Annotated in this window: 14 protein-coding genes; 10 read left to right on the plus strand and 4 right to left on the minus strand. The window is 75.2% G+C overall.

Features of this window, described 5'->3' with window-relative positions; genetic code table 11:
- Positions 1 to 312 precede the first annotated feature (312 nt).
- Positions 313 to 1,521 (minus strand): IS110 family transposase, encoded by a 1,209-nt coding sequence (locus AB0C76_RS29375; protein WP_359971373.1) that lies wholly within the window; start codon positions 1,519 to 1,521, stop codon positions 313 to 315.
- A 355-nt stretch (positions 1,522 to 1,876) separates the two neighbouring features.
- Here AB0C76_RS29375 and AB0C76_RS29380 point away from each other — a divergent pair, with 355 nt between their 5' ends.
- Positions 1,877 to 2,548, plus strand: coding sequence for a hypothetical protein (locus tag AB0C76_RS29380; RefSeq protein ID WP_359971375.1), 672 nt, complete (start codon positions 1,877 to 1,879; stop codon positions 2,546 to 2,548).
- Between the two features lie 186 nt (positions 2,549 to 2,734).
- Here the strand turns inward: AB0C76_RS29380 and AB0C76_RS29385 are convergent, their stop codons facing one another.
- Entirely contained in the window at positions 2,735 to 3,070 is a 336-nt protein-coding gene (locus AB0C76_RS29385) for a cation transporter (protein ID WP_359971377.1), read from the minus strand.
- A gap of 82 nt (positions 3,071 to 3,152) precedes the next feature.
- Complete coding sequence (locus AB0C76_RS29390) at positions 3,153 to 4,154, minus strand: hypothetical protein (protein WP_359971379.1); 1,002 nt, start codon at positions 4,152 to 4,154, stop codon at positions 3,153 to 3,155.
- Between the two features lie 252 nt (positions 4,155 to 4,406).
- Here AB0C76_RS29390 and AB0C76_RS29395 point away from each other — a divergent pair, with 252 nt between their 5' ends.
- The 4 genes from AB0C76_RS29395 to AB0C76_RS29410 all read left to right on the plus strand — a co-directional run bounded on the left by AB0C76_RS29395 (position 4,407) and on the right by AB0C76_RS29410 (position 10,702).
- On the plus strand, positions 4,407 to 6,659 hold the full coding sequence (locus tag AB0C76_RS29395; RefSeq protein WP_359971381.1) for a heavy metal translocating P-type ATPase: 2,253 nt from the start codon (positions 4,407 to 4,409) through the stop codon (positions 6,657 to 6,659).
- A 379-nt stretch (positions 6,660 to 7,038) separates the two neighbouring features.
- Complete coding sequence (locus tag AB0C76_RS29400) at positions 7,039 to 8,103, plus strand: extracellular solute-binding protein (RefSeq protein WP_359971383.1); 1,065 nt, start codon at positions 7,039 to 7,041, stop codon at positions 8,101 to 8,103.
- Positions 8,100 to 9,689: an iron ABC transporter permease gene (locus AB0C76_RS29405; RefSeq protein ID WP_359971384.1), complete on the plus strand. Its 1,590-nt coding sequence runs from the start codon at positions 8,100 to 8,102 to the stop codon at positions 9,687 to 9,689. Before AB0C76_RS29400 ends, AB0C76_RS29405 begins: the two co-directional genes overlap by 4 nt.
- Positions 9,686 to 10,702, plus strand: coding sequence for an ABC transporter ATP-binding protein (locus tag AB0C76_RS29410; protein ID WP_359971386.1), 1,017 nt, complete (start codon positions 9,686 to 9,688; stop codon positions 10,700 to 10,702). Before AB0C76_RS29405 ends, AB0C76_RS29410 begins: the two co-directional genes overlap by 4 nt.
- A gap of 67 nt (positions 10,703 to 10,769) precedes the next feature.
- On the opposite strand, the gene AB0C76_RS29415 is transcribed toward AB0C76_RS29410, so the two are convergent.
- Positions 10,770 to 12,542, minus strand: coding sequence for a hypothetical protein (locus AB0C76_RS29415; protein WP_359971388.1), 1,773 nt, complete (start codon positions 12,540 to 12,542; stop codon positions 10,770 to 10,772).
- A gap of 208 nt (positions 12,543 to 12,750) precedes the next feature.
- On the opposite strand from AB0C76_RS29415, the gene AB0C76_RS29420 reads away from it, so the two are divergent.
- Genes AB0C76_RS29420 through AB0C76_RS29440 form a run of 5 tightly spaced genes read left to right on the plus strand, consistent with a single transcriptional unit; the run spans position 12,751 to position 21,199 of the window.
- Entirely contained in the window at positions 12,751 to 17,049 is a 4,299-nt protein-coding gene (locus AB0C76_RS29420) for a hypothetical protein (protein ID WP_359971390.1), read from the plus strand.
- A gap of 58 nt (positions 17,050 to 17,107) precedes the next feature.
- Positions 17,108 to 17,533 (plus strand): hypothetical protein, encoded by a 426-nt coding sequence (locus AB0C76_RS29425; RefSeq protein WP_359971392.1) that lies wholly within the window; start codon positions 17,108 to 17,110, stop codon positions 17,531 to 17,533.
- Complete coding sequence (grpE, locus tag AB0C76_RS29430; RefSeq protein WP_359971394.1) at positions 17,530 to 18,348, plus strand: nucleotide exchange factor GrpE; 819 nt, start codon at positions 17,530 to 17,532, stop codon at positions 18,346 to 18,348. The genes AB0C76_RS29425 and grpE overlap by 4 nt, the downstream gene beginning before the upstream one ends.
- An 11-nt stretch (positions 18,349 to 18,359) precedes the next feature.
- Positions 18,360 to 20,918: an Hsp70 family protein gene (locus tag AB0C76_RS29435; RefSeq protein ID WP_359971396.1), complete on the plus strand. Its 2,559-nt coding sequence runs from the start codon at positions 18,360 to 18,362 to the stop codon at positions 20,916 to 20,918.
- The gene (locus AB0C76_RS29440) at positions 20,915 to 21,199 is read left to right on the plus strand and encodes a hypothetical protein (protein ID WP_359971397.1); all 285 of its coding nucleotides are present in this window, start codon (positions 20,915 to 20,917) and stop codon (positions 21,197 to 21,199) included. The genes AB0C76_RS29435 and AB0C76_RS29440 overlap by 4 nt, the downstream gene beginning before the upstream one ends.
- Positions 21,200 to 21,203: the final 4 nt, after the last annotated feature.

A 21,203-nucleotide genomic window follows, 5' to 3' on the forward strand; every position in this document is an offset into this window, starting at 1 on the left:
TGCGAGCCACCTCGCCGGCCTCCGCCTGCGCGCCTCGGTGATCTGGATCAAAAACCTCACCAAGACCACCCCTTGATCGCGACCGAATACGCACCATCGGCGGACTCCTCGGCGTGCCGGCCCTCCCGCAGGCCGTTCAGTGGCGGGACGGCGAGGGCGGCCAGTGCGCCGAGTGCGCCGAGTCCGATCACGGCCGCCGCGCCGGACGGCGTCCGTGCACCTCAGGTGCCGGATCGGCTCCACTGTGGTCGTGCCGAAGGGTGCGGGACCCCTGGGGGGGTGCCTCTATGTCCTTCGTCAAGGTCGATCGGGTCATGCGGGCAGGGCTTTGGGGGTGCGGGTCTCGTAGAAGGTGCTGTCTCGGAGCATGGCGAACAGGACGCTGATGCGTTGGCGGGCGAGGCGGAGAAGGGCCTGGGTGTGGGTCTTGCCGCGGGCGCGTTGCCGGTCGTAGTAGGCCCGGGAGTCGGGGTCGTGGAGGGCCGCGAACGCGGAGAGGAACATGGCTCGTTTCAGAAGCCGGTTGCCGGTCCTCGGGGCGTGTTCACCGTGGATGGAGGACCCGGAGGACTTCGTCGCCGGGGCGAGGCCGGCGTAGGAGGCCAGGTGGGCGGCGGTGGGGAAGCTGGTGCCGTCGCCGATGGTGACCAGAAGGGTGGCGGCGGTCCTGACTCCGACTTCGGGCATCGAGGTCAGGACCTTCGAAAGAGGGTGGGCCTCCAGCAGTTCGCCGATCTGGGCTTCGACGGCGCGTCGTTGTTCGTGGACGGCGGTGAGCGAGCGGGCCAGGGAGGGCACCACGACGTCCAGGGTGGTGGTGCCGGGGACGACGACGGTCTGCTCGTCGAGCGCGTCGAAGATCTCGTCGACCAGGCGTTCGGCCATGCGCGGGGCCTTGGGCCGTATCAGGGTCACGAGTTTTCGTCGGCCGGCTTTGCGCAGGGCGGCTGGTGAGCCGTGCTGTTCGAGCAGGTGGGTGACGGCGGGGTGGTCCAGGCGCGGGCCGAGGACGCGTTCGAGGGAGGGGTGGAACTGGGTGAGCAGGCCGCGCAGGCGGTTGCTGGTGCGGGTGGCCTCGGCGGCGAGGTCCTGGTCGAAGCCGGTCAGGACGGTGAGCTGGGCTGCGGTTTCGTCGGCGAGTTCGAGGGCGCGCAGGGTGTGGGGCATGGTGCGGGCGGCGTCCGCGATCACGTGGGCGTCGCGGGCGTCGGTCTTGGCCTCGCCGGGGTAGAGGTCGGCGATGCGCCGCATGGCCAGGCCGGGCAGGTAGGCGACCTCGCAGCCGGCGTCACGGGCCACGGCGAGCGGCAGTGCGCCGATCGAGGCCGGCTGGTCGACGATCACCAGGACGCGGCCGAACTTGGCGGTGAGCTTGTCGAAGACGGCCCGCAGTTTCGGTTCGCTGTTGGGCAGCCGCTTGTCGAACACGGTCTTTCCCGCTGTGGTCAGGCCGTGGCCGTGGTGGTCGCCTTTGCCGACGTCCAGGCCGAGGAAGACCGCGATGTCACTCGTGTCGAACACCGAACCCCCCGAGGGTCGTTCACCGTCCCGGCCTCGCCCGTCGGCACCGTTCGCGCGCATCCACGTTACGCAGACCCGGCACCCGTCAGCGGCCGGGCATTGCGCTCGGCCGGGTGCCGGTCAGGCCTCTCATCAGCGGTCACACGGTGCTCCGGGCCCGGTGACACCACCCCCCAGGTCATGTCATCGACAGGGGGCAACAGTCATGCCGGACCCGGAGGCCAGGAGCCCCATTTCAGGGCCACGAAGAAGGTAACGGGGGGAGGGCCGGGGAGTTCGGCGTTCCGGCCCCGGGATGCCGGTTGTTTGGCATCATCCCGAGGGGGAGCAGGGGGTGGCGAGGGCGGTGGGGGACGTGAGGGACGCACGGCCGCGGCGGGCATGGCTGACGGCTCTCGTGGCGCTGGCGCGCGGGGTGCTCCTCGTGATCGGCCTGTGTGCCGTCGGGATCGGCATCGCGCGGACCGTCGCCGTGAACCAGGACGTGGGTGCGTATGCCCGCGCCCCCGTCTGCAGCACCGGCAACCCGCCTGCGGGGTCGGCCTGCGTGCGGCTGGAGAGCGGCCGGGTGACGGACCGGTGGGTGGGCCGCAGCGGGGACTCGACCACCCACAACCTCACGGTGGCGCGTGAGTCGGATCCCGGGGGCAAGGACTACGAGGTCGGCGTGGCGTTCTACGACGACGCGGACGTCGGCACGTACGTGCTGCTGAAGGTCTGGAGGGGCGATGTCGCCGAAGTCGAGTACCGGGGCCACAAGTCGGTGTGCCCCCGCTTCCGGTTCGGCCTCCTGGCGGCGCTCGCGCTGCTGATCGCCGTGGGAACCGGCATGGTGGTGGCCGGCCTCTCGGGGGTGGATGAGGACGTCCGATGGCTCGGGCTCGTCGGCCTGGTGCCGTTCTTCTTCGCGGGGTGGATGTTCGACCTGTTCTTCGGTGCCGTCCACCTGCCGCTCGCGGTGGCGGTCGCACTGATCACCACGGGCTGGCTGGCGATGACGGCGACCGCGGTGAAGCTCCCCCGGTGAGACCGGGGTGAGGGGTGAGAGGTGAGACCGGGGTGAGACCGGGGCTTCCCTGATCTCGGTGTCGGCTGCCCGGCCGCCCTCGGTGACGGCGTCGCGTCCGGGGGAGACAGGGGAGACCCGGGCCCGGACGGACGGCGTGCCGTCCGTCCGGGCAGACGGGTCGTGGCGCGGGGCGGGTGCCGGTCGTCAGCCGTCGAGGCGGCCGACGAGGTCGTAGCCGGCCTCGTCGATCGCGGCGGCGACGGCCTCGTCGGCGAGCGGCGCGGTGGCGTCGACGGCGACGCGGCCGGTGGCGAGGTCCACGGCGACCTCGGTGACGCCTTCGATCTTCTTCAGCTCGGCGGTCACGGACGACACGCAGTGGCCGCAGGTCATGCCCTGCACCTGGAAGACCGCGTGGCCCGCGGCTTCGACGGCGGAGGCGGGGGTGGCCGCGGCGCCGGTGCCGCACGATCCGCAGCAGGAGGAGGCGGCGGCCGGCTCGGCAGAGGCGGGCTCGATGGTGACGGCGGTCTTGCTCATGGGTGTGCTCCTGTCGGTGTTTCCCGGCACGGGACCGGGCTCGGCGATACCCCTCCCCGGTTTCCTCCGGGGCGGGTCGTGGTCAGTGCTGGTGCTGGTGCGGGGCGGCGGCCTCGGTCGCAGGCGCCTCGGCCGGAGTCACCTCGGCCGGAGTCACCTCGGCCTCGCCGCCCGTGCCGTCGGCCGTCACCGTGAAGGCGGCCGTTCGGACGGTGTCCTGGTGCTTGAAGTCCAGGAACACGCGGTAGCTGCCCACGCTCGGCGCGGTGGCGTCGAACGCGATCTCCGGCCCCGGGGCCGTGCTCTCCGGGTGGACGTGGAGGTAGGCGAGGTCGCCGGCCCGGAGGGCGACGAGGTGTCCGTAGGCGCCGAGGTACGGCTGGAGGTCGGTGACGGGCCGCCCGTCCCTGCTGACGTTCAGCGTGAGGCGGCCGGCCCGGCCGGGAGTGAGGTCGCCGCCGAGGGTGACGGTGTAGCCGTCGACGGTCACGGTGCGGCCGGTGTCCGGGAGCGGGGCCGGGCGCAGGTCGCCCGCGGCGTGCAGGTCCGCGCCGAGGGTGAGGCCCTCGGCCGCGCCGGCGGGGGTGAAGTCGGCGAGGACGCGGTACTCGCCGGCGGCGGGCAGGTCGGCCCGGGCGCTCCAGGTGCCGTCGGCGGCGCGGGTGGGGTGGAGGTGCTGGAAGGTCGAGAGGTCGCGCGGGGCGACGATCAGGTGGAGTTCCTTCTCGTGCTGCGCCTGGTAGTCGGTGACGGGCCGGCCGTCCGCGCCGAGGATGCGGAAGCGCAGGTCGGTGGGGGTGCCGGCGGTGGCGAAGGCGTTGTCGAGGCTGAGGGTGTAGCCGCGGTCCGAGATCTGGAGCCCGCCGGGTGGCCGGCCACCGTCCCCGTCGTGTCCCTCGTGTCCCTCGTGCCCGGTGTGCCCGTCCTGGGCAGGGGCAGCGGCGACGACGCCCCCGTGCCCGGTGTGATCGGCGGTGGTGTCGGTGGCGGTGCCGGTCCCGGTGGCGTGGCCGACCCCGTACGCGAGGCCGAAGGCGGTGGCGAGGCCGGTGGTGAAGACGGCGATCTTCAGGGCGGTGTTCATGACGCTCTCCTCGGGACGACTCGGGATGGACGCCGGGGCCCGGCGCCGTTCTCCTCGACGTCGCCAGTTAATACCCCCCTAGGGTATCGAGTCAAGGTGTTCCGCCGATCGGAAAATACCTGCGGGGGGTATCCGGCGAAGCCTTGCGACAGGTACCCCCCAGGGGTATAAAGGAATCCGGCGCCGCCCCGGCGTCACTGGATACCCCTCCCGGGTACCGACACAGCAGCGCCACGGACGCGAGGAGCAACGATGAGCACGCAGGCACCCGCCTCCACGGAGGTGGAACTCTCGATCGGCGGCATGACGTGCGCATCGTGCGCCGCGCGGATCGAGAAGAAGCTCAACCGGATGGACGGGGTCTCGGCGAGCGTCAACTACGCCACCGAGAAGGCGAAGGTCAGCTTCGGGGGCGCGGTCGAGGTCGCCGACCTGATCGCCACCGTCGAGGCGACCGGCTACACCGCCGCCCTCCCGAAGCCCCCGGCCGCCACCGGCCCCGCCGGTGAAGGGGCCGAACGGGCCGGCGAGGCCGACGAGCTGGCCCCCCTGCGCCAGCGGCTGATCACCGCGGTGGCGCTGGCCGTCCCGGTGATCGCGATGGCGATGGTGCCGGCCCTCCAGTTCGACGACTGGCAGTGGCTGTCGCTGACCCTCGCGGCCCCGGTGGTCACGTACGCCGCGTGGCCGTTCCACCGGGCCGCGTTCACCAACGCCCGGCACGGCGCCGCGACGATGGACACCCTGGTCTCGCTCGGCACCGGTGCCGCGTTCCTGTGGTCGCTGTGGGCGCTGTTCTTCGGCACGGCCGGCATGCCGGGCATGCGGCACGGCTTCGAGCTGACCATCGGCCGCAGCGACGGTGCGGGCAACATCTACCTGGAGGCGGCGGCCGGCGTCACCGCCTTCATCCTGGCCGGCCGCTACTTCGAGGCCCGCTCGAAGCGCACGGCCGGGGCGGCGCTCAAGGCGCTGCTGGAGCTCGGGGCGAAGGACGTCACGGTGCTCCGAGCCGGCCGCGAGGCGCGGGTCCCGATCGCCGAACTCGCGGTGGGGGACCGGTTCGTGGTCCGTCCCGGTGAGAAGATCGCCACCGACGGTGTCGTGGTCGAGGGCGCGTCCGCCGTCGACGCGTCGATGCTCACCGGCGAGTCCGTCCCGGTGGAGGTCGCCGCCGGCGACGCCGTCACCGGTGCCACCGTCAACGCGGGCGGCCGCCTCGTCGTCGAGGCCACCAGGGTCGGCGCGGACACCCAGCTCTCCCGCATGGCCGAGCTGGTGGAGGACGCCCAGAACGGCAAGGCCGCCGCGCAGCGCCTCGCCGACCGGATCTCGGCGGTCTTCGTGCCGATCGTGATCACCCTCGCGATCGCGACCCTCGGCTACTGGCTCGGCACCGGCGAGGGCTGGACCGCGGCGTTCACCGCGGCCGTCGCCGTGCTGATCATCGCCTGCCCGTGCGCCCTGGGCCTGGCCACCCCGACCGCGCTGCTCGTCGGCACCGGACGCGGCGCCCAGCTCGGCGTGCTGATCAAGGGCCCGGAGGTGCTGGAGTCCACCCGCAAGGTCGACACCATCGTCCTGGACAAGACCGGCACCGTCACCACCGGCCGGATGGCCCTGCTCGCCGTGCACACCGCCGACGGCGTCACCGAGGCCGAGGCCCTGCGCCTGGCCGGCGCACTGGAACACGCCTCCGAGCACCCGATCGCCCGGGCGGTGGCCACCGCCGCCGCGAAGGAGGGCGAACTGCCGCCGGTCGAGGGCTTCGAGAACGTCCCCGGCCTCGGCGTCCAGGGCGTCGTCGACGGCCACGCCGTGGTCGCCGGCCGGGAGGCGCTGCTCAACGAGTGGGCCCAGTACCTGCCCGAGCGCCTCGCCGCGGCCAAGCGGGCCGCCGAGGCGGCCGGGCGGACCGCGATCGCGGTCGGCTGGGACGGGCAGGCGCGGGCCGTCCTGGAGGTCGCCGACGCGGTCAAGCCGACCAGCGCGGCCGCCATCGCCGAACTGCGCCGCCTGGGCCTGACCCCGGTGCTGCTCACCGGTGACAACCGGGCGGTGGCCGAGGCCGTCGCCGCCGAGGTCGGGATAGCGCCGGAGCACGTGATCGCCGAGGTCATGCCGCAGGACAAGGTGGACACCGTCAAGCGGCTCCAGGCCGAGGGCAAGGTCGTCGCGATGGTCGGCGACGGTGTCAACGACGCGGCCGCGCTGGCCCGGGCCGACCTGGGCCTGGCGATGGGCACCGGCACCGACGCCGCGATCGAGGCCGGCGACCTGACCCTGGTCCGCGGGGACCTGATGGCCGCCGCCGACGCGATCCGGCTCTCCCGCCGGACCCTGGCGACGATCAAGGGCAACCTGTTCTGGGCCTTCGGCTACAACGTCGCCGCCCTGCCGCTCGCGGCGGCCGGGATGCTCAACCCGATGATCGCGGGCGCGGCGATGGCCTTCTCCTCGGTCTTCGTGGTCGGCAACAGCCTCCGGCTCCGCCGCTTCCGTTGATCCGCGCGACCGCTGGTCGCAAGGGCCCCGGAACCTCCTGGTTCCGGGGCCCTTTGGTGGCGCCGGACCGTCCCGGTACGACCGGCTGTCAGTCACGCAAAGTAGCCACCCCCAGGCGCCCCGACTGGTGATCGGTCGTACACCCCCGCTCTGACCTGCGCTTGAAGGCCGGTTTGCCCGGCCTTGGCGGTTTGTCCACCGAAGCGCGACCCGCGCGAGACCGGGTCGAGATGTGACGCTCCGAAACTTGTTAGGCAAGCCTTCCCTGCCCTAGGTTCTCGTGCCGTCAGGCCGCCGCAGCCAGCGTCCCGACGGCCCGGACCGGGCCGTGGAGGCGTGCGTGCGGCCGAAACCCCCGCCACCTCGGAGGACCCTCACCATGCCCGGACCCGTCCGGCCCCTCGCGGCCCTGTCCCTCGTCGCCGCCTGCGCCCTCGCCCTCACGGCGTGCGCCGGCTCCGGCTCCAGTGGCACCGACGGCTCTCCCGCTCCCTCCGGCACGGCCCTCGCGGGCCAGAGCGTCACCCTCTACAGCGGTCAGCACGAGCAGACCGTCAAGGCGCTGACCGACGACTTCACCAAGCGCACCGGGATCAAGGTCGAGCTGCGCTCCGGCGACGAGGCCGAGCTCGCCAACCAGATCCTCCAGGAGGGCGCCGCCTCCCCGGCGGACGTCTTCTACGCCGAGAACCCGCCCGCCCTGACCGTCCTCGACGACAAGGGTCTGCTGGCCCCGGTCGCCGCCGACACCCTCACGTCGGTCCCGGCCGCGGACAGTTCGCCGAAGGGCGACTGGGTCGGCGTCTCGGCCCGCACCGCCGCCTTCCTGGCGGCCACCGGCAAGGGCGCCGACACCGCGCCGCCCGCCTCCGTCCTGGACCTCGCCAAGCCCGAGTGGAAGGGCCGGCTCGGCATCGCCCCCGGCGAGACCGACTTCGCCCCCGTCGTCACCCAGGTCATCAAGGCCAAGGGCGAGGACGCCGCCAGGCAGTGGCTCAAGGGCCTCAAGGACAACGCCAAGGTCTACGACAGCAACGAGACCCTCTCCGCCGCGATCAACAGCGGCGAGGTCGAGGGCGGCGTCATCGACCACTACTACTTCTACCGGATGCGCGACGAGAAGGGCGCGGGCGGCACCCACGGCACCCTGCACTACTTCCCCAAGGGCGACCCGGGCTCCCTCGTCGACGTCTCCGGCGCCGCCGTGCTGAAGAGCGGCAAGCACCAGGCCGCCGCCCAGGCCCTCCTCGCCTACCTCGCGAGCGCCCCGGCGCAGACCGTCATCGCCGACTCCGCGAGCTACGAGTACCCGCTCGTCACCGGCGTCCGGGGCAAGCCCGAACTGCCCGCCCTGGACGGCATCGGCACCGTCGCCGACCCGGCCCAGCTCGGCGACGGCAAGCAGGCGCTGTCGCTGCTCCAGGACGCCGGTCTGCTCCAGTGACCGCACCCGCTCGTGCCGACGGCCCGTCCCCGCTCCGGCGGTGGCGGGCCACCGGCCCGTCCGCGCTGACCACCGCCGGCCTGCTCGCGCCCGTTGCGGTGGCCGTCGTCGCCGTCGTCGCCTCGCCGCTCGGCTTCGTCGTCGCCCAGGCCGCGCAGGGCGGGTGGGACCAGGCCCGGCGCCTCCTCGGCCGCCCGTTGATCGCGACGCTGCTGTGGCACACCGTCACCCTGGCCGCCGCCGTCACGCTGCTCACCGCCGTGCTCGGCTTCGCCGCCGCCTACCTGGTCGAACGCACCACCCTGCCGGGCCGCCGCGCCTGGACCGTCGCGCTCGCCCTGCCGCTCGCCGTGCCGGAGTTCGTCCGCGGCTACTCCTGGGTCTCGCTGTTCCGCTCCGTGCACGGCTACTGGGGCGCGGTGCTCGTGATGACCTGCTCGCTCTACCCGCTCGTGTTCCTGCCCGTCGCGGCCGCCCTGCGGCACGGCGACGCCGCCGCGGAGGAGGTCTCCCGCTCGCTCGGCCGCGGCCGCCTCGCCACCCTGTGGCGCGTCACCCTCCCGCTCACCCGGCCCGCCCTGGCCGGCGGAGTCCTGCTCACCTCGCTCTACCTGCTCGGCGAGTACGGCGCGTTCGCCATGCTGCGCTACACCACCTTCGCCACCGCCGTGTTCACCCAGTACAAGCTCGGCTTCGACGCCGCCTCCGCCTCCCTGCTCACCCTCGTGCTGGTGGCGCTCGCGCTGCTGCTCGTCGGTCTGGAGGCCTGGGCCGGACGGAACGCCCGCGTCACCCGGCACGGTGCCGTCGCCCGCACCGCGCGGCCGGTGCGCCTCGGCCGGTGGACGGCGCCGGCGCTGGCCGGCCTCGCGGCGCTCGTCGGGGTCGCGCTCGGCGTGCCGGTGTACGCGCTCGGGTACTGGCTGGTGAAGGGCAGTTCGACGACGCTGCCCTCCGCGTCGGTGGTCGGGGCGACCCTCGCCACCCTCGGGTACGCGCTCGGCGCCGCCCTCGTCGCCACCGCGGCGGCCGTGCCGGTCGCCCTGTACGCGTGGCGGCGCGGCAGCCGGCCCTCGATGCTCGTGGAGCGCGTCGCGTACCTCACCCGGGCGCTGCCCGGCATCGCGGTCGCCCTGTCGGTCGTGTACTTCGCCGTCCGCTACGCCCAACCCCTGTACCAGCAGCCGCCGATGCTCGTCGCCGGGTACGTCGTGCTGTTCTTCCCGCTCGCCCTCACCGCCGTCCGCGCCGCCCTCGCCCAGGTGCCGCCCGGCGTCGAGGAGGCCGCCCGCTCACTCGGCACCCGGCCGCTCGCCGTGCTCGCGCGCGTCACCCTGCCGCTCGTCCTGCCCGGACTCGGCGCGGCCGTCGCGATGGTCGGCCTCACCGCGTCCACCGAGCTGACCGCGACCCTGCTGCTGCGCCCCACCGGTACCCAGACCCTGGCCACCCAGTTCTGGGTGTACACCAGCGGACTCGCGTACGGGGCCGCGGCGCCGTACGCGGCCCTCATGGTCGCGCTGTCCGTCCCGTCCGTCCTCCTGCTGACCCACCGCACCCTCGGCCGCCCAGGGAAGAACTCATGACCGGACTGTCCGTCGTCGATCTGCACGCCACCCACGGGCGCAGCCCGGTGCTCTCCGGCATCGACCTGAGCGTGGAGGAGGGCGCCCTCGCCTGCGTCCTCGGGCCGTCCGGCTGCGGCAAGTCGACCCTGCTACGGGTCGTGGCGGGCTTCCACCCGGCCGCCTCGGGCAGCGTCGTGCTGCACGGGCGGACGCTGGACGACGGGCGCCGCCGCGTCGCCGCCGAGCGCCGCAACATCGGCCTCGTCCCGCAGGACGGCGCGCTGTTCCCGCACCTGACGGTGGCCGGCAACATCGGCTTCGGGCTGCCGCGAGCGGAACGGCGGGCGCGGGTCGCCGAGTTGCTGGAGCTGGTCGGTCTGCCCGGGCTGGCCGACCGCCGCCCCCACCAGCTCTCGGGAGGCCAGCAGCAGCGCGTGGCTCTTGCGCGGGCGCTGGCCCCGCGCCCGGGGTTGCTCCTGCTCGACGAGCCGTTCGCGGCCCTGGACGCCGCGCTGCGGGCCGAGTTGCGGCGTGAGGTCGCGGCGACCCTGCGGAAGGCCGGGACGACGGCGATCCTGGTCACCCACGACCAGGACGAGGCACTGGCCTTCGCCGACACCGTCGCGGTGCTGCGTGACGGCCGCATCGCCCAGGCGGGCCCGCCCGAAGCGCTGTACCACCGCCCGGCCGACGCCGCCGTGGCGCGCGTGCTGGGCGAGACCAACCTCGTCCCGGCCACCCGCACCCCGTTCGGCTCCCTGCCCCTGGCCGAGCCCGTCCCGCTCGCCGCTGGGGCGCTGGCCCTGGTACGCCCGCACCAACTCCGCCTGAACCCCGACCCGGTGCCGGGCGCCGTCCGCGCCCACGTGGTGGCGACCGACTTCCGGGGCCACGACCACCGCATCGAGCTGCGCCCCGAATCCGAGGCACTCCCGTCCACGTTGATCGCCTACACCCCCCACCCCTGGCCCCGGGGCGAGGCCTACGTCAGCGTCGAGGGCCCGGTCCACGCACTCCCGGACCAGGCCTGACAAGCCCGCCCGGGCAGGTCGGCGCACCACCGGAAGGGCTCCCGGTCGCACCCGCCGCCCGCGGGAGTCACTGAGGCGGCAGCGCCACCGCCTGCCAGCGGTAGGCCGCGTCCTCCTGCCAGCACTGCAGCTCGCCCTCGACCACGGCCGCCAGGCACAGCCGCCAGTCGTCCCCGACGGCCAGCGCGACCCGGGTCGCCGGGCGCAGGGTGGGGCGCCACCAGCGCGGGTGGCGGGCGGGGGTGGCCGTGCGCAGGCGGACGCCGCCCTCGCCGGCCAGGGCGAGCGTCGGCCCGCCGCGGTGGCCGGCCAGGGCGAGGGCGTGGGCGGGCTCGCCGTCGCCGACCTCGGGGGCGCGGCCGGCGGCGCCGAGGGTGTGCAGCTGGACGGAGCCGTCGGCGCGCAGCGTGGCGGCCTGCGGTCCCGCCGAGGTGCGGGCGAGGGCGGCGGCGCGGAGCGGTCCGGGCGGGCCGAGCGGAGCGGGGGCGGCGCCGGTGCCGGTGCGCCACCACAGGGCGCGGTCCCCGTGCTCGACGAGGACGAGCCACGCGCCGGGCCGCTCCTCGACGGCGGCGAGGACCCGGTCGGCGGGGCAAGCGGGCAGTTCGCGGCCGGTGAGGGTGCGCCCGGGGGCCCAGCGGAAGGAGTGCAACGCGCCGCCGGCGGCCGTCCAGACGGTCAGTTCGCCGGTGGCGTCGACGCCGCCCGCGAGGCCGGTGACGCCGCGTGCGGCCTCCCACCAGCCGGTCGTGGTGCCGACCCACAGGGTGCCGGTGCCGTCCTCGGCGCACAGGACGGGTTCACCGCGGAGTCCGGCCCGTGCGCACACCAACTCCCGTACGGCTTCCGGTCCCTGTCCGGGCGCGAGCCCTTGGGTGCCCGCCAGCAGGACGCCTCCGTCCGCCCGCGCGGCGGCGACCAGTGGGGCGCCGCCCGCGTCCGGGAGGACGGCCAGGCCGGTCGTGCGGGGCCGCGGTCGGTGCGCGCGCAGCAGTTCGCGTCCGCGGGCGGCCCAGGGGCCGAGCGGGGCCGGGCGCCGGTCGGGGTCGCGGGCGAGCGGTTCGCACGCCCAGTCCGCGAGTTCCTCGCCGTAGCCGGCGGCGAGGAGTTCGGCGCGGGCCTGTTCCACGGCCAGCCGGTGGTCGAGGCGGCCGTGGTCGGGCAGCAGGAGGGCGCGGGCCAGGGTGCCGACGGCGAACAGGTCCTTGGCGGTGGTCGGGAAGCCGCCGACCTGTTCGGCCTCGGGCGGCACGTGCCCCGGGGTGAACACGGCGACGGTGAGGGTGTGGTCGAGCGGTGCGAGGAAGGTGAGGTCGATGAGCTTGACCTGGCCGCCCGCGTCGACGAGGACGTTGGCGGGGGAGATGTCGCGGTGCACCCAGCGCTTGCGGTGCAGTTCGTCGACGATGCGGCACAGTCGCGCGAGCACGTCGGCCGCCGCCGAGGGCCCGGCCCGGTTGGCGCGGGCCCAGGTGTGCAGCGGGACGCCGTCGACCCAGGGGGAGATCTGGTAGGCGAGCAGCCCGCCGGTGGGTGCGGCGCCGGGCCGGTGAGGGGAGGGGCCGAGGAGGAAGCTCGGCACGACGAGGTCGGTGATGCCCAGGCGGTGGGCGTTGTGCGAGACGTCGTCCCAGCGGCCGAGCCAGCGGCGGACCTCGGAGGGGTCCCGTTCGAGCATGATCTTGGCGGCGACGAGTTCCTTGCGCCCGTTGTGGCCGGTACGAACGGCCCGCCACACCTCGGCCTCCCCGCCCCGGTGGTGGAATTCGAGGAGCTCGTACTGCTCGGGGTCGAACTCCGGCCCGAACCGGAGCCCGGGCACCCAACGCGACTCGGACACGCCACCCCCGTCTGCTGCCTGACGCCGGGCCGCCGACGGCGGCCCGGCTGCTCGCGGTGCCCAGGATAGTGCTCGTTCCTGTTCGGCGGCCCCGCCGAGGGCCTATCCTGATGCTCGCCGAGCAACATCATGAAATAGCGTCAACTCATGATCGAACATGCTTATTTGATCATGGCGGGGGCGGTCGGGGAGCACAGGGGGACGGTGCATGGCGCAGCTCGCGGTGGTGCTGATCGTGGTGGCACTGGCCGCTGTGGCGGGCGTCCTGGTGGTCCGCCGCAGGCGGTCGCTCGACCCGCAGGCGGTGGCGAAGGCCCTGGCCGGGGCGGCCGAGCGGCTCGCGGCCGGCAAGCCGCAGCAGGCCAGACGGCGTTACGCGAAGGTGGCCGGTCGGCTCGCAGGGGCGCCCGGGGCGCTCTCGGAGCAGCGCGGCCTCGCCCTGCTCGGCCAGGCCGAGGCCACCGTCGCCGGCGGTGACCCGCAGGCCGCCCTGGCCCTGCACCACGAGGCCTTCCCGCTGCTCGCCGACCCGGCCCGGCAGTTGCCCAGGTGGAGCCTGCAACGCCTCGCCGAGGAGCGGATGTCGGCGCCGGCCGGCTCCCTCGCTCCGGTGCTCGCCTTCCTGCGGGCGACGGCCGGCGGCGCCGAGCCGGGCGCCGAGGCCCAGGCGGCGGCCCGCGCCCTGGACTGGGTCCAGCGCCTGTGCCACGACGGCCCGCCCGAGCAGCGCGACAGCGCCACCGCGGAGGTCCTCGCCGCCCTGCCCGGCCGGGACTGGCCGGTGCTGGCCCGGGCGGCCGTCCTGCGCGGCACCGAGCGCGCCGAGGAGGCCGAGGCCCTGCTCGCGTCGGCCGCGCCGGGCGGCGGGGGCGAACTGTGGTTCCGCTGGGGCGCGCAGCTCTTCGCCCTGCACCGGGACGCGCCCGCCGTGGCCGCCTTCGACGAGGCACTGCGGCGCGCGCCGGGCGAGGCGTACCGGTGGTCCCGCGGGCCCGTCCTGCGCGCCGAGAGCCTGCTGTTCCGCGGCCTGGCCCGGCAGCGGCTCGGGGAGACCGACGTCGCCTGGGCCGATCTCCAGGCCGCCGCCGGCGAGGCCTCCTGGGACCCCCGTCCCCGCTACGCGCTCGGCCGCCTCGCGCTGCTGCTCGGCGCCGACGACCAGGCCGAGGAGCAGTTCACCGCCGCGCTCGCCGCCCAGCCCGCCTTCGCCCCGGCCCGGTTCGGCCTGGCCCTGGTCCACGAGCGGGCCGCCCGCGCCGCCGAGGCCGCCGCCGACTACCGCGCCGGTCTTGAGCTGGATCCCGGCTGGCGCCCGGCCCGCGTCCGGCTCGGCGCCGCCCTGCTCGCCGCCGGACGGACCGCCGAGGCCGAGCCGCTGCTGCGCGCCGAGGCGGGCGACGACTCCCGGTGGGGGCGGATCGCCGCCTTCCACCACGGCCTCGCCGGCGTTCGCTCCGGCGACCTGGCGAGCGCGCTGGCCGCCTTCGAGCGGCTGCGCGACGACGACCTGCGCACGTGGCTCGCCGTCGTCCGCGACCGGCTGGCCCGGCGGAGCCTTGCCACCGACCCGACGGCGGCGCGCGAGCTGTGGCAGCGGGCGGCCGACGACGACCCGCACGCGCCCGGCTACCGGCCCGCCCTGCGCGAGGCCGCGCTGCGCGAGGCGGCCCACCTGCTCGTCACCGGCCGCGACCGCCCCGAGGCGCGGACGCGCGCGGCCGAGGCGCTCGCCCTCGCGGACGGCCTGCCGGGCGCGGTCGGCGCCCGGCAGGGACGGCTGCGGGCCGCGCTCGCCCTGGCCGGGGGAGCGACGGAGGCCCTGCCCGGCCTGCTCGACGCCCACGCGGGCCCGCGCGACCGCTACCACCTGGCCGTCACGGCGCTCCTGGCCGGCCGCCCGGTGCAGACGGTCGCCCTGCTCGCGCCGCTGGACCCCGACCCGGCGGGCGACCCGGCCGTCGCCCGCCTGCGCGCGGCCCTCGCCGAGCGCGCCGGGAACTGGGCGACGGCGCTGGAGTGGCACCGGCACTTCCTGTCGGCGCCTGCGCCGCGTCCCGTTCCGGCCGCCGCCGCTGCCCCTTCGGGCGCGGTGCCGGGCGTCTTGCCGAATCCGTACGTCACCGGCCAGGTCGGAGCCGACGGCCCGGCACCGGGTGCCGCGCCGAACCCGTACGCCACGGGCCCGGTCGCGGGCACCTCGCCGACCCCGGCCGCCCCCGTGCCCGCACCCGCGGTCGAACCGGTCCCCGCCCCTCCCGCCGACTGCCCCGTCTGCGGGGCCCCCGCCACCGGTGCGTGCGGCGGCTGCGGACGGGAGGCGTGCGACGCGCACCTCCACCGGCCCGCCGACGCCGCCTCCCCGCGCTGCGTCCGCTGTGCCGGCCCCGCCCTGCGGGCCGTCCTGGACTGCGCTCGCCGCGCCGGTGTGCCCGAGCAGGCCGAGCCGGTGCTCGCCGCCTGGGCCGACGCGTTCGGCGACGGCGCCCCCGCCGCGCCCGTCCGGCTCGACCTCGCCCTGCTCCGCGCCGAACTCGGGCGGCTGGACGAGGCGTTGGCCGAGCTTCCGGAGACGGCCGCCCGGGAGCGCGCCGCCGTCCTGGTCCGCCGCGCGGCGGACCGCCTCGACGCGGGCGAGCCCGGTGCGGCCGCCGGCGACCTCCGCGAGGTCCTGCGGCTGTCGCCGGGGCACCCGCAGGCCGCCGCCACCCTGGGCATGCTGGCCGAGCACGAGGCCCACCGGCACGCCCTGGAGGGCCGCCTCCGGGAAGCCTGGCACGCCTACCACGCGCTGCTGCTCGCCGACCCGACCGACGCCCGCCTGCTGCACGCCCTCGGCCTCGCCGGGTACCGCCTGGCGACCGCGCCCGGTCCGGAGGGCGGGACCGCCGACCCGCAGGTCTGGCGCTGGACGATCGGCTGCCTGGCCGCCGCCCTGCACCTGCCCGCCCTGTGGGCCGAGTCCGCCCGGATCACCGGCCGCCCGGCCGAGCCGCCGCGCGTCGCCGCCGCCCGCGCCGCGCTCGTCGAACGGCTGCGCGTCGACCTGCGCGCGCTCGACGAGTCCGAGGGACGCACCGGCGAGGACGCGGCGAGCTGGACGCTCCGCCTCGCCATGGAGGCGCACTGCGCCGACGCCTTCGCCCAGGCGGATCTGACGGTCCGCCGGCCCGGGCGGGCCACCGCCGGCCACCTCGCGCACGGCCCGACGCTGACCGGGCTCCTCCGTGCCGCTCCCGAACTCCCTTGGTGGGGAGAACAGTTCGACCGGGCCGTGCAGGGCTGGAAGCGCGCGTCCCGCCCCGAGCCGCACCCGCTCGACCAGGCGCTCGACCTGTTCGGACCCCTCGGCCCGCAGCGCTACCTCCTCATCCAGGGCTTCCAGTCCGCCGCCGTCGAGGCGCTGGACGCCGTCCCCGAGGCGCAGCGCGACGATGCCTGGCGCGGCCTGCTGGTGGAGACCCTGGTCGACGAGGCCCGCGGGCACCACCGCAACCAGAACTGGCGCGAGGCCCTCGACTGCCTCACCCGCGCCCACGCCGTCCCCGGGGCCGCACTCCCCGCCGACGCGCCCGGCATCGCCGCCGAGTCCGGCCTGCGCGCGGCCCGCGCCCTGCTCAAGAGCAGCGACGACGACCAGCAGGGCGCGGCCGAACTCCTCGAACGCGCCCTGGCGCTGGCCCCCGAGCACGCCGAGGTGCGCAGCGATCTCGGCGCCACCTACGCCCAGTGGGCCCGGAAGATCAACAACGAGACCAAGGACTACCCCCGCGCCCTCACCCTGCTGCGCAAGAGCCTCACCCTCAACCCCGGCGACCAGACCGCCCGGCAGTTCCTCGCCGCCGCGCTCGGCAACCGGGCCAACCAGCTCACCCAACCGGACGCCCCGGCCCGCGACCTGGAAGCGGCCGTGGAGCTGTGGCGCGAGCTGATCGACCTCGACCCCGACCCGGACCACCGGCTCGGCCTCGCCTTCGCACTGCGCCGCCTCGCGCTCACCGCGGCCCTGGCCGGCGGCAGCGCGGTGGCGGTGTCGCGGATGGGCGAAGCCCTGCGCGCCGACCCGGAGTTCACCGGCCGGCCCGAGGCGGAGGCCCCGCGCCGGGTCGCCGTCATGCTGGCCAACCACATGCTGGACACCCTCCAGGACCGCCCCTTCGCCGAGCGCGCCGCGATGCTGCGCGCGGCGATGGAGTACGACGGCCAGGCCGCCGACGTCCGCAAGCTGGCCGTCACCGTGTGGCGCAGCGAGGCCGTCGAGCAGTACGAGGCGAGGCGCTACCCCGAGGCCGTCCGGCTGCTGGAGGAGGCGCTGCGGCTGTCCGGCTCGGCCGAGGACACGGCGAAGCTGCACACCGAGCTCGGGATCGTCCTCAGCGCCCACGCGGTGGCCAGGGCCAATGCCCGTGCCTACCGGGAGGCCCGGCAGCTGATCAAGCAGGCCGTCGAGCACAACCCGCAGGACGCGGAGCTGCGCGCCCTCCAGCGGAAGATCAACTCGCTGTACTGACCCGGCCGTCGTCCACACCGCGGTCCCGGGCCGCGGTCGAAGGAGAGCAACCCGCGCCATGCCACTGGAAGAACCGTCGCCGTACGAGATCCTGGGCGTCCCGCCGACCGCCAGTGCGCGCGAGATCCTCCTCGCCGTCGGCCCGGCGATGAAGTCCGGTCGCCACACCCGCCAGCAGGTGCAGCTGGCAGCCGAACGGCTGCGCAACCCGGACAAGCGCCTGGAACTGGACCTCCAGCAGCCGCTCCCGCCGGAGCCGGTCGACCGCGCCGCGGGGCTGCTGGCACCGGCCCTCGCCGAACCGCTGCTCGTCGTCGAGCGGCCCCAGCCGCCGCCCGCCGCCTCCTTCCTGGCGCTCCACCGGGCCGAGCTGGCCGCCGACTTCGCCGAACCCACCCCGCCCGGCACCGCCTCCGAACCACCCGTCCCCGCCCGCTTCGCCGCGGACCTGTCCGTGCTGCCGCAGATCGAGGTCCCCGAATGACCACCCACCACGCCCCGAGCCCCGAACCGTCCGCGCCCCTGCCCGCGTCGGTTCCGGCCGCCGTGCCCGGGCAGTCGCCGGCGCCGCTGCCGGTGCCGGAGCGCGCCCGGGCGCTCGACCTGGGGCAGAGCTTCACCCAGCTGCTGTTCCGCGCCTCGATGCTGACGCGCAAGCGCGAGGAGGAGGCGCAGGCCGCCCGGGCCGCGCAGCAGGAACTGCTCGGCGCGCTCGTCGAGGTGGACGACGCGCTCGCCTCGCTGGGCCTCGACCCGGAGCTCGTCCACCTCGGCCGGGGCGCCGGGATCGAGGCGACCCGACGGCGCCTGCTGGGGCGGCTGGCCAGGGCCGGGGTGCGGCCGATGCGGCTCGAAGGGCTGACGGCGGACCCGGTGCTGGCCGAGATCGTCGGCACCGAGCCGCGGCCGGGGGTGGCGCCGGAGACGGTCGTGCAGACGGTCGTCACCGGGTTCTTCTGGGGGGACGAGGTGCTGCGCCGGGCCCAGGTCGTGGTCGCTGCGCCGGAGTCCGAGCCGGAGGCGGAGGCGGATTCCGTGTACGAGCTCGGCGCCGGGTACGTGGAGGCGGTGCTCGCCCCGGAGCCGAAGCCCGAGGACGCCGTCGAGCCCGAGGACGCCGTCGAGCCGGAGGGCACCGTCGAGCCGGAGGGCGCCACCTTCGAGGACGCCGAACCTGCACCGGAAGTCGCGCCGGACTCCGCCGCGCCGGCGGGCCCCGGTCGCCCGAAGACGCCGCCCACCAGGCCCCGGCGGGCCCGCACGGGCTCCGGTACGCGCCGCAAGCGGAAAAAGAACTAGAGGGGAACGCCATGTACCGCACACTCGGCATCGACCTGGGCACCACCAACTCGGTGGTGGCCCACCTGCGCCGGGGCGAGCCGGAGATCGTCTTCAACCGGCAGAACCAGGAGGCCACGCCCTCCGTCGTCGGCACCGGCCGCAAGGGCGAACTGCTGGTCGGCTCCACCGCGCGCAGCCGCACCGCGATCGACGGCGCGAACGTGATCCGCTCGGTCAAGCGCTTCATGGGCCGCAAGTTCAAGGACCCGCAGGTCCAGGCGGCCCTCAAGGAGGTCGACTACAAGGTCACGGCCGGCACCGACGGCGACGTCAACGTCTGGTTCAACGGCCGTTCCTACACCCCGATCGAGATCTCCGCGATCATCCTGCACCGCCTCAAGGAGGACGCCGAGCAGCGCTTCGGCGAGCCGTTCCACCGGGCCGTCATCACCGTCCCGGCGTACTTCGGCGAGCGGCAGGTCGCGGCCACCCAGGAGGCGGGCCGGATGGCCGGCCTGCACGTGCTGCGGATCATCAACGAGCCGACCGCCGCCGCCCTCGCCTACGGGATCACCTCGGAGGCGGGCGACGAGGGCCGCACCGTCCTGGTCTACGACCTCGGCGGCGGCACGTTCGACATCTCGATCCTGCTGCTGGTGCCCGGCTCGGTCTCGGTGCTCGGCATCGAGGGCGACAACCTGCTCGGCGGCGACGACTTCGACCGGGCGATCACCACCGCGCTGCTCGACGACATCCGCGAGGAGTACGGCGCGGACTACCAGCCCGACCTGCGCGACCGCCCGAAGATCGCCTCCACCGCCGAGACGGTCAAGATCGAGCTCTCCCACCAGGAGTCCTCCGAGGTCATCCTCCCCGGCCTCGGCGCCGGCCAGCTGGTGCTGGAGACGGAGTTCGAGCGCACCCGCTTCGAGGAGCTCATCGAGGGCCACATCGAGCGCACCATCGAGCTGACCCACAAGGCCATCATGCAGGCCAACCTCACCGTCGGGGACATCGACGAGGTCGTGCTGGTCGGCGGCTCCACCGCGATCCCGCTGGTGGCGCGGCGCCTGGGCGAGGTCTTCGGGCCGCGCCGGATCCGCCGCGGCGTCAACCCGATGCAGTGCGTCGCACTCGGCGCGGCCGTGCAGTCCGCGCTGGTCGGCGAGGTCGAGTGCCCCGAGTGCCGGGCGCCCGGCGACCTCTCCGCCTCGGCCTGCGCCAACTGCGCCACCTCGCTGCTCGGCGGCCCTCGGGTGTCCTGCCCCACCTGTCACGTCCCGGTCGACGCCGCCGCCTCCGCCTGCCCCAAGTGCAGCCAGGCGCTGGACGGTTCGGGCGTCGTGGCGCCACCGTCGCAGGCGCCCACCGTCGCCCACAGCGACAACTGCCCGCGTTGCGGCACCCCGGCCGTCCCGGGTGTCACCGCCTGCGAACTGTGCGGCGAACCACTCAACTCGGCCGCCCCCGGGCAGACCAGGGTCGCCTCCAGCGCCGCCGAGGACGTCGGCCTGCGCTGCTCCTCCTGCGGGGTGGTCAATCCGCCCGGCAGCGAAGTCTGCCCCGGCTGCGGCGAGTTGATGCAGGTCACCAACCCGTTCGACATCACCCCGAAGAACCTCGGCATCGAGCTCAACGACGGCCGGCTCGCCGTCATCATCCCCAAGAACACCAGCTACCCCACCAGTTCACCGGTCAGCCGGGAGTTCGTCGTCTCCGGCAGCGGCCGCCAGCGCCTCGAAGTCGCCGTCTACGAGGGCGAACACGAGATCGCCCAGCAGAACGAGCTGATCGGCCACCTCACCCTCCGCCTGCCCGCCGGTCTCGGCGGACGCACCCCCGTGGAGGTCTCCTTCGGCCTCGACCGGGACCGCACCATCACCCTGTCGGTGCGCATCCAGGGCGGCGGCGAGAAGACCGTCAAACTCGAACGGGTCACCCTCGACCCCGAGTTGAAGGTCCAGGTGGAGGAGCAGCAGCGGCAGATCGAGACCTTCACCGACCGCTGGGGCGGCGAGCTCACCGAGGCCGAACTCCGCGAGGCCCAGCGCCTCATGGACACCCTCGACGACCTCGCGGCCGGCCAGACCCGCGGCCGCTCGGTCGACGAGGCCCTGGAGCGGGCCCAGCGCCAGCTCAAGGCCCAGCGCTGGGTGCGCGGTTCGGAGGCGTACCTGAGCCTGTTCATCCACTACTGCGAGAAGCACCTCGACCCGAGCGACCTCGACCGCCTGCGCGCGGTCGCCGCCGACCTGCGGCTGCGCCGCGAGGCGGCCGACTGGGAGGGCGCGATGCGCGCCGCCCAGCGCGCCGACGAGCTGTGCGACTCGCTCGGGCACACCTTCCGCATGCTCACCATGTGCAACGTCTACGTGAGCCAGAACCTGGTCTCGCCCGGCCTCGCCCAGCAGATCATCGCCGAGCTGCGCGGCCTGGACGCGGCCGTCGAGTCCGCCAACATGGAGGCCGCCAACCGGCACAACTCCGCGCTCCTGGTGCTGTACGCCCAGGCGCAGCGGGAGCTGGGCAACGACCCGACGCCGGAGTCGCTCGGCCCGGTGCGCCCCGAGGAGGCCGGTCCCCGATGAACCCCGACGACGCGGTCCCGCCGATCGAGGTGCCCTGCCCGCAGTGCGCCGTCCCGGCGGACCCGGAGAGCCTGCGCTGCCCGTCCTGCCGGGAGGACCTGGTCGCCCTGGTCCGGCTGCGCTACGCGGGCCGGATCGACTACAACGAGGCGCTCGACGCCGTCCGCGAGGGCGACGACCCCACGGCGCGCGTGCTCCTGCGCCGGGCCTTGCAGGCCGAGCCGGGCCTGCGCCCGGCCCGGGAGCTGCTGGACGCGGTGGAGGCGCGGCTGGGTGCGTAGCCTG

It is taken from the genome of Kitasatospora sp. NPDC048722, assembly GCF_040650235.1.
Classification (GTDB): domain Bacteria; phylum Actinomycetota; class Actinomycetes; order Streptomycetales; family Streptomycetaceae; genus Kitasatospora.

Coding starts and splice junctions, on each gene's coding strand:
- AB0C76_RS29385 (WP_359971377.1), bottom strand. CDS start 3,070: ATGAGCAAGACCGCCGTCACCATCGAGCCCGCCTCTGCCGAGCCGGCC.
- AB0C76_RS29390 (WP_359971379.1), bottom strand. CDS start 4,154: ATGAACACCGCCCTGAAGATCGCCGTCTTCACCACCGGCCTCGCCACC.
- AB0C76_RS29395 (WP_359971381.1), top strand. CDS start 4,407: ATGAGCACGCAGGCACCCGCCTCCACGGAGGTGGAACTCTCGATCGGC.
- AB0C76_RS29400 (WP_359971383.1), top strand. CDS start 7,039: ATGCCCGGACCCGTCCGGCCCCTCGCGGCCCTGTCCCTCGTCGCCGCC.
- AB0C76_RS29410 (WP_359971386.1), top strand. CDS start 9,686: ATGACCGGACTGTCCGTCGTCGATCTGCACGCCACCCACGGGCGCAGC.
- AB0C76_RS29420 (WP_359971390.1), top strand. CDS start 12,751: ATGGCGCAGCTCGCGGTGGTGCTGATCGTGGTGGCACTGGCCGCTGTG.
- AB0C76_RS29425 (WP_359971392.1), top strand. CDS start 17,108: ATGCCACTGGAAGAACCGTCGCCGTACGAGATCCTGGGCGTCCCGCCG.
- grpE (WP_359971394.1), top strand. CDS start 17,530: ATGACCACCCACCACGCCCCGAGCCCCGAACCGTCCGCGCCCCTGCCC.
- AB0C76_RS29435 (WP_359971396.1), top strand. CDS start 18,360: ATGTACCGCACACTCGGCATCGACCTGGGCACCACCAACTCGGTGGTG.
- AB0C76_RS29440 (WP_359971397.1), top strand. CDS start 20,915: ATGAACCCCGACGACGCGGTCCCGCCGATCGAGGTGCCCTGCCCGCAG.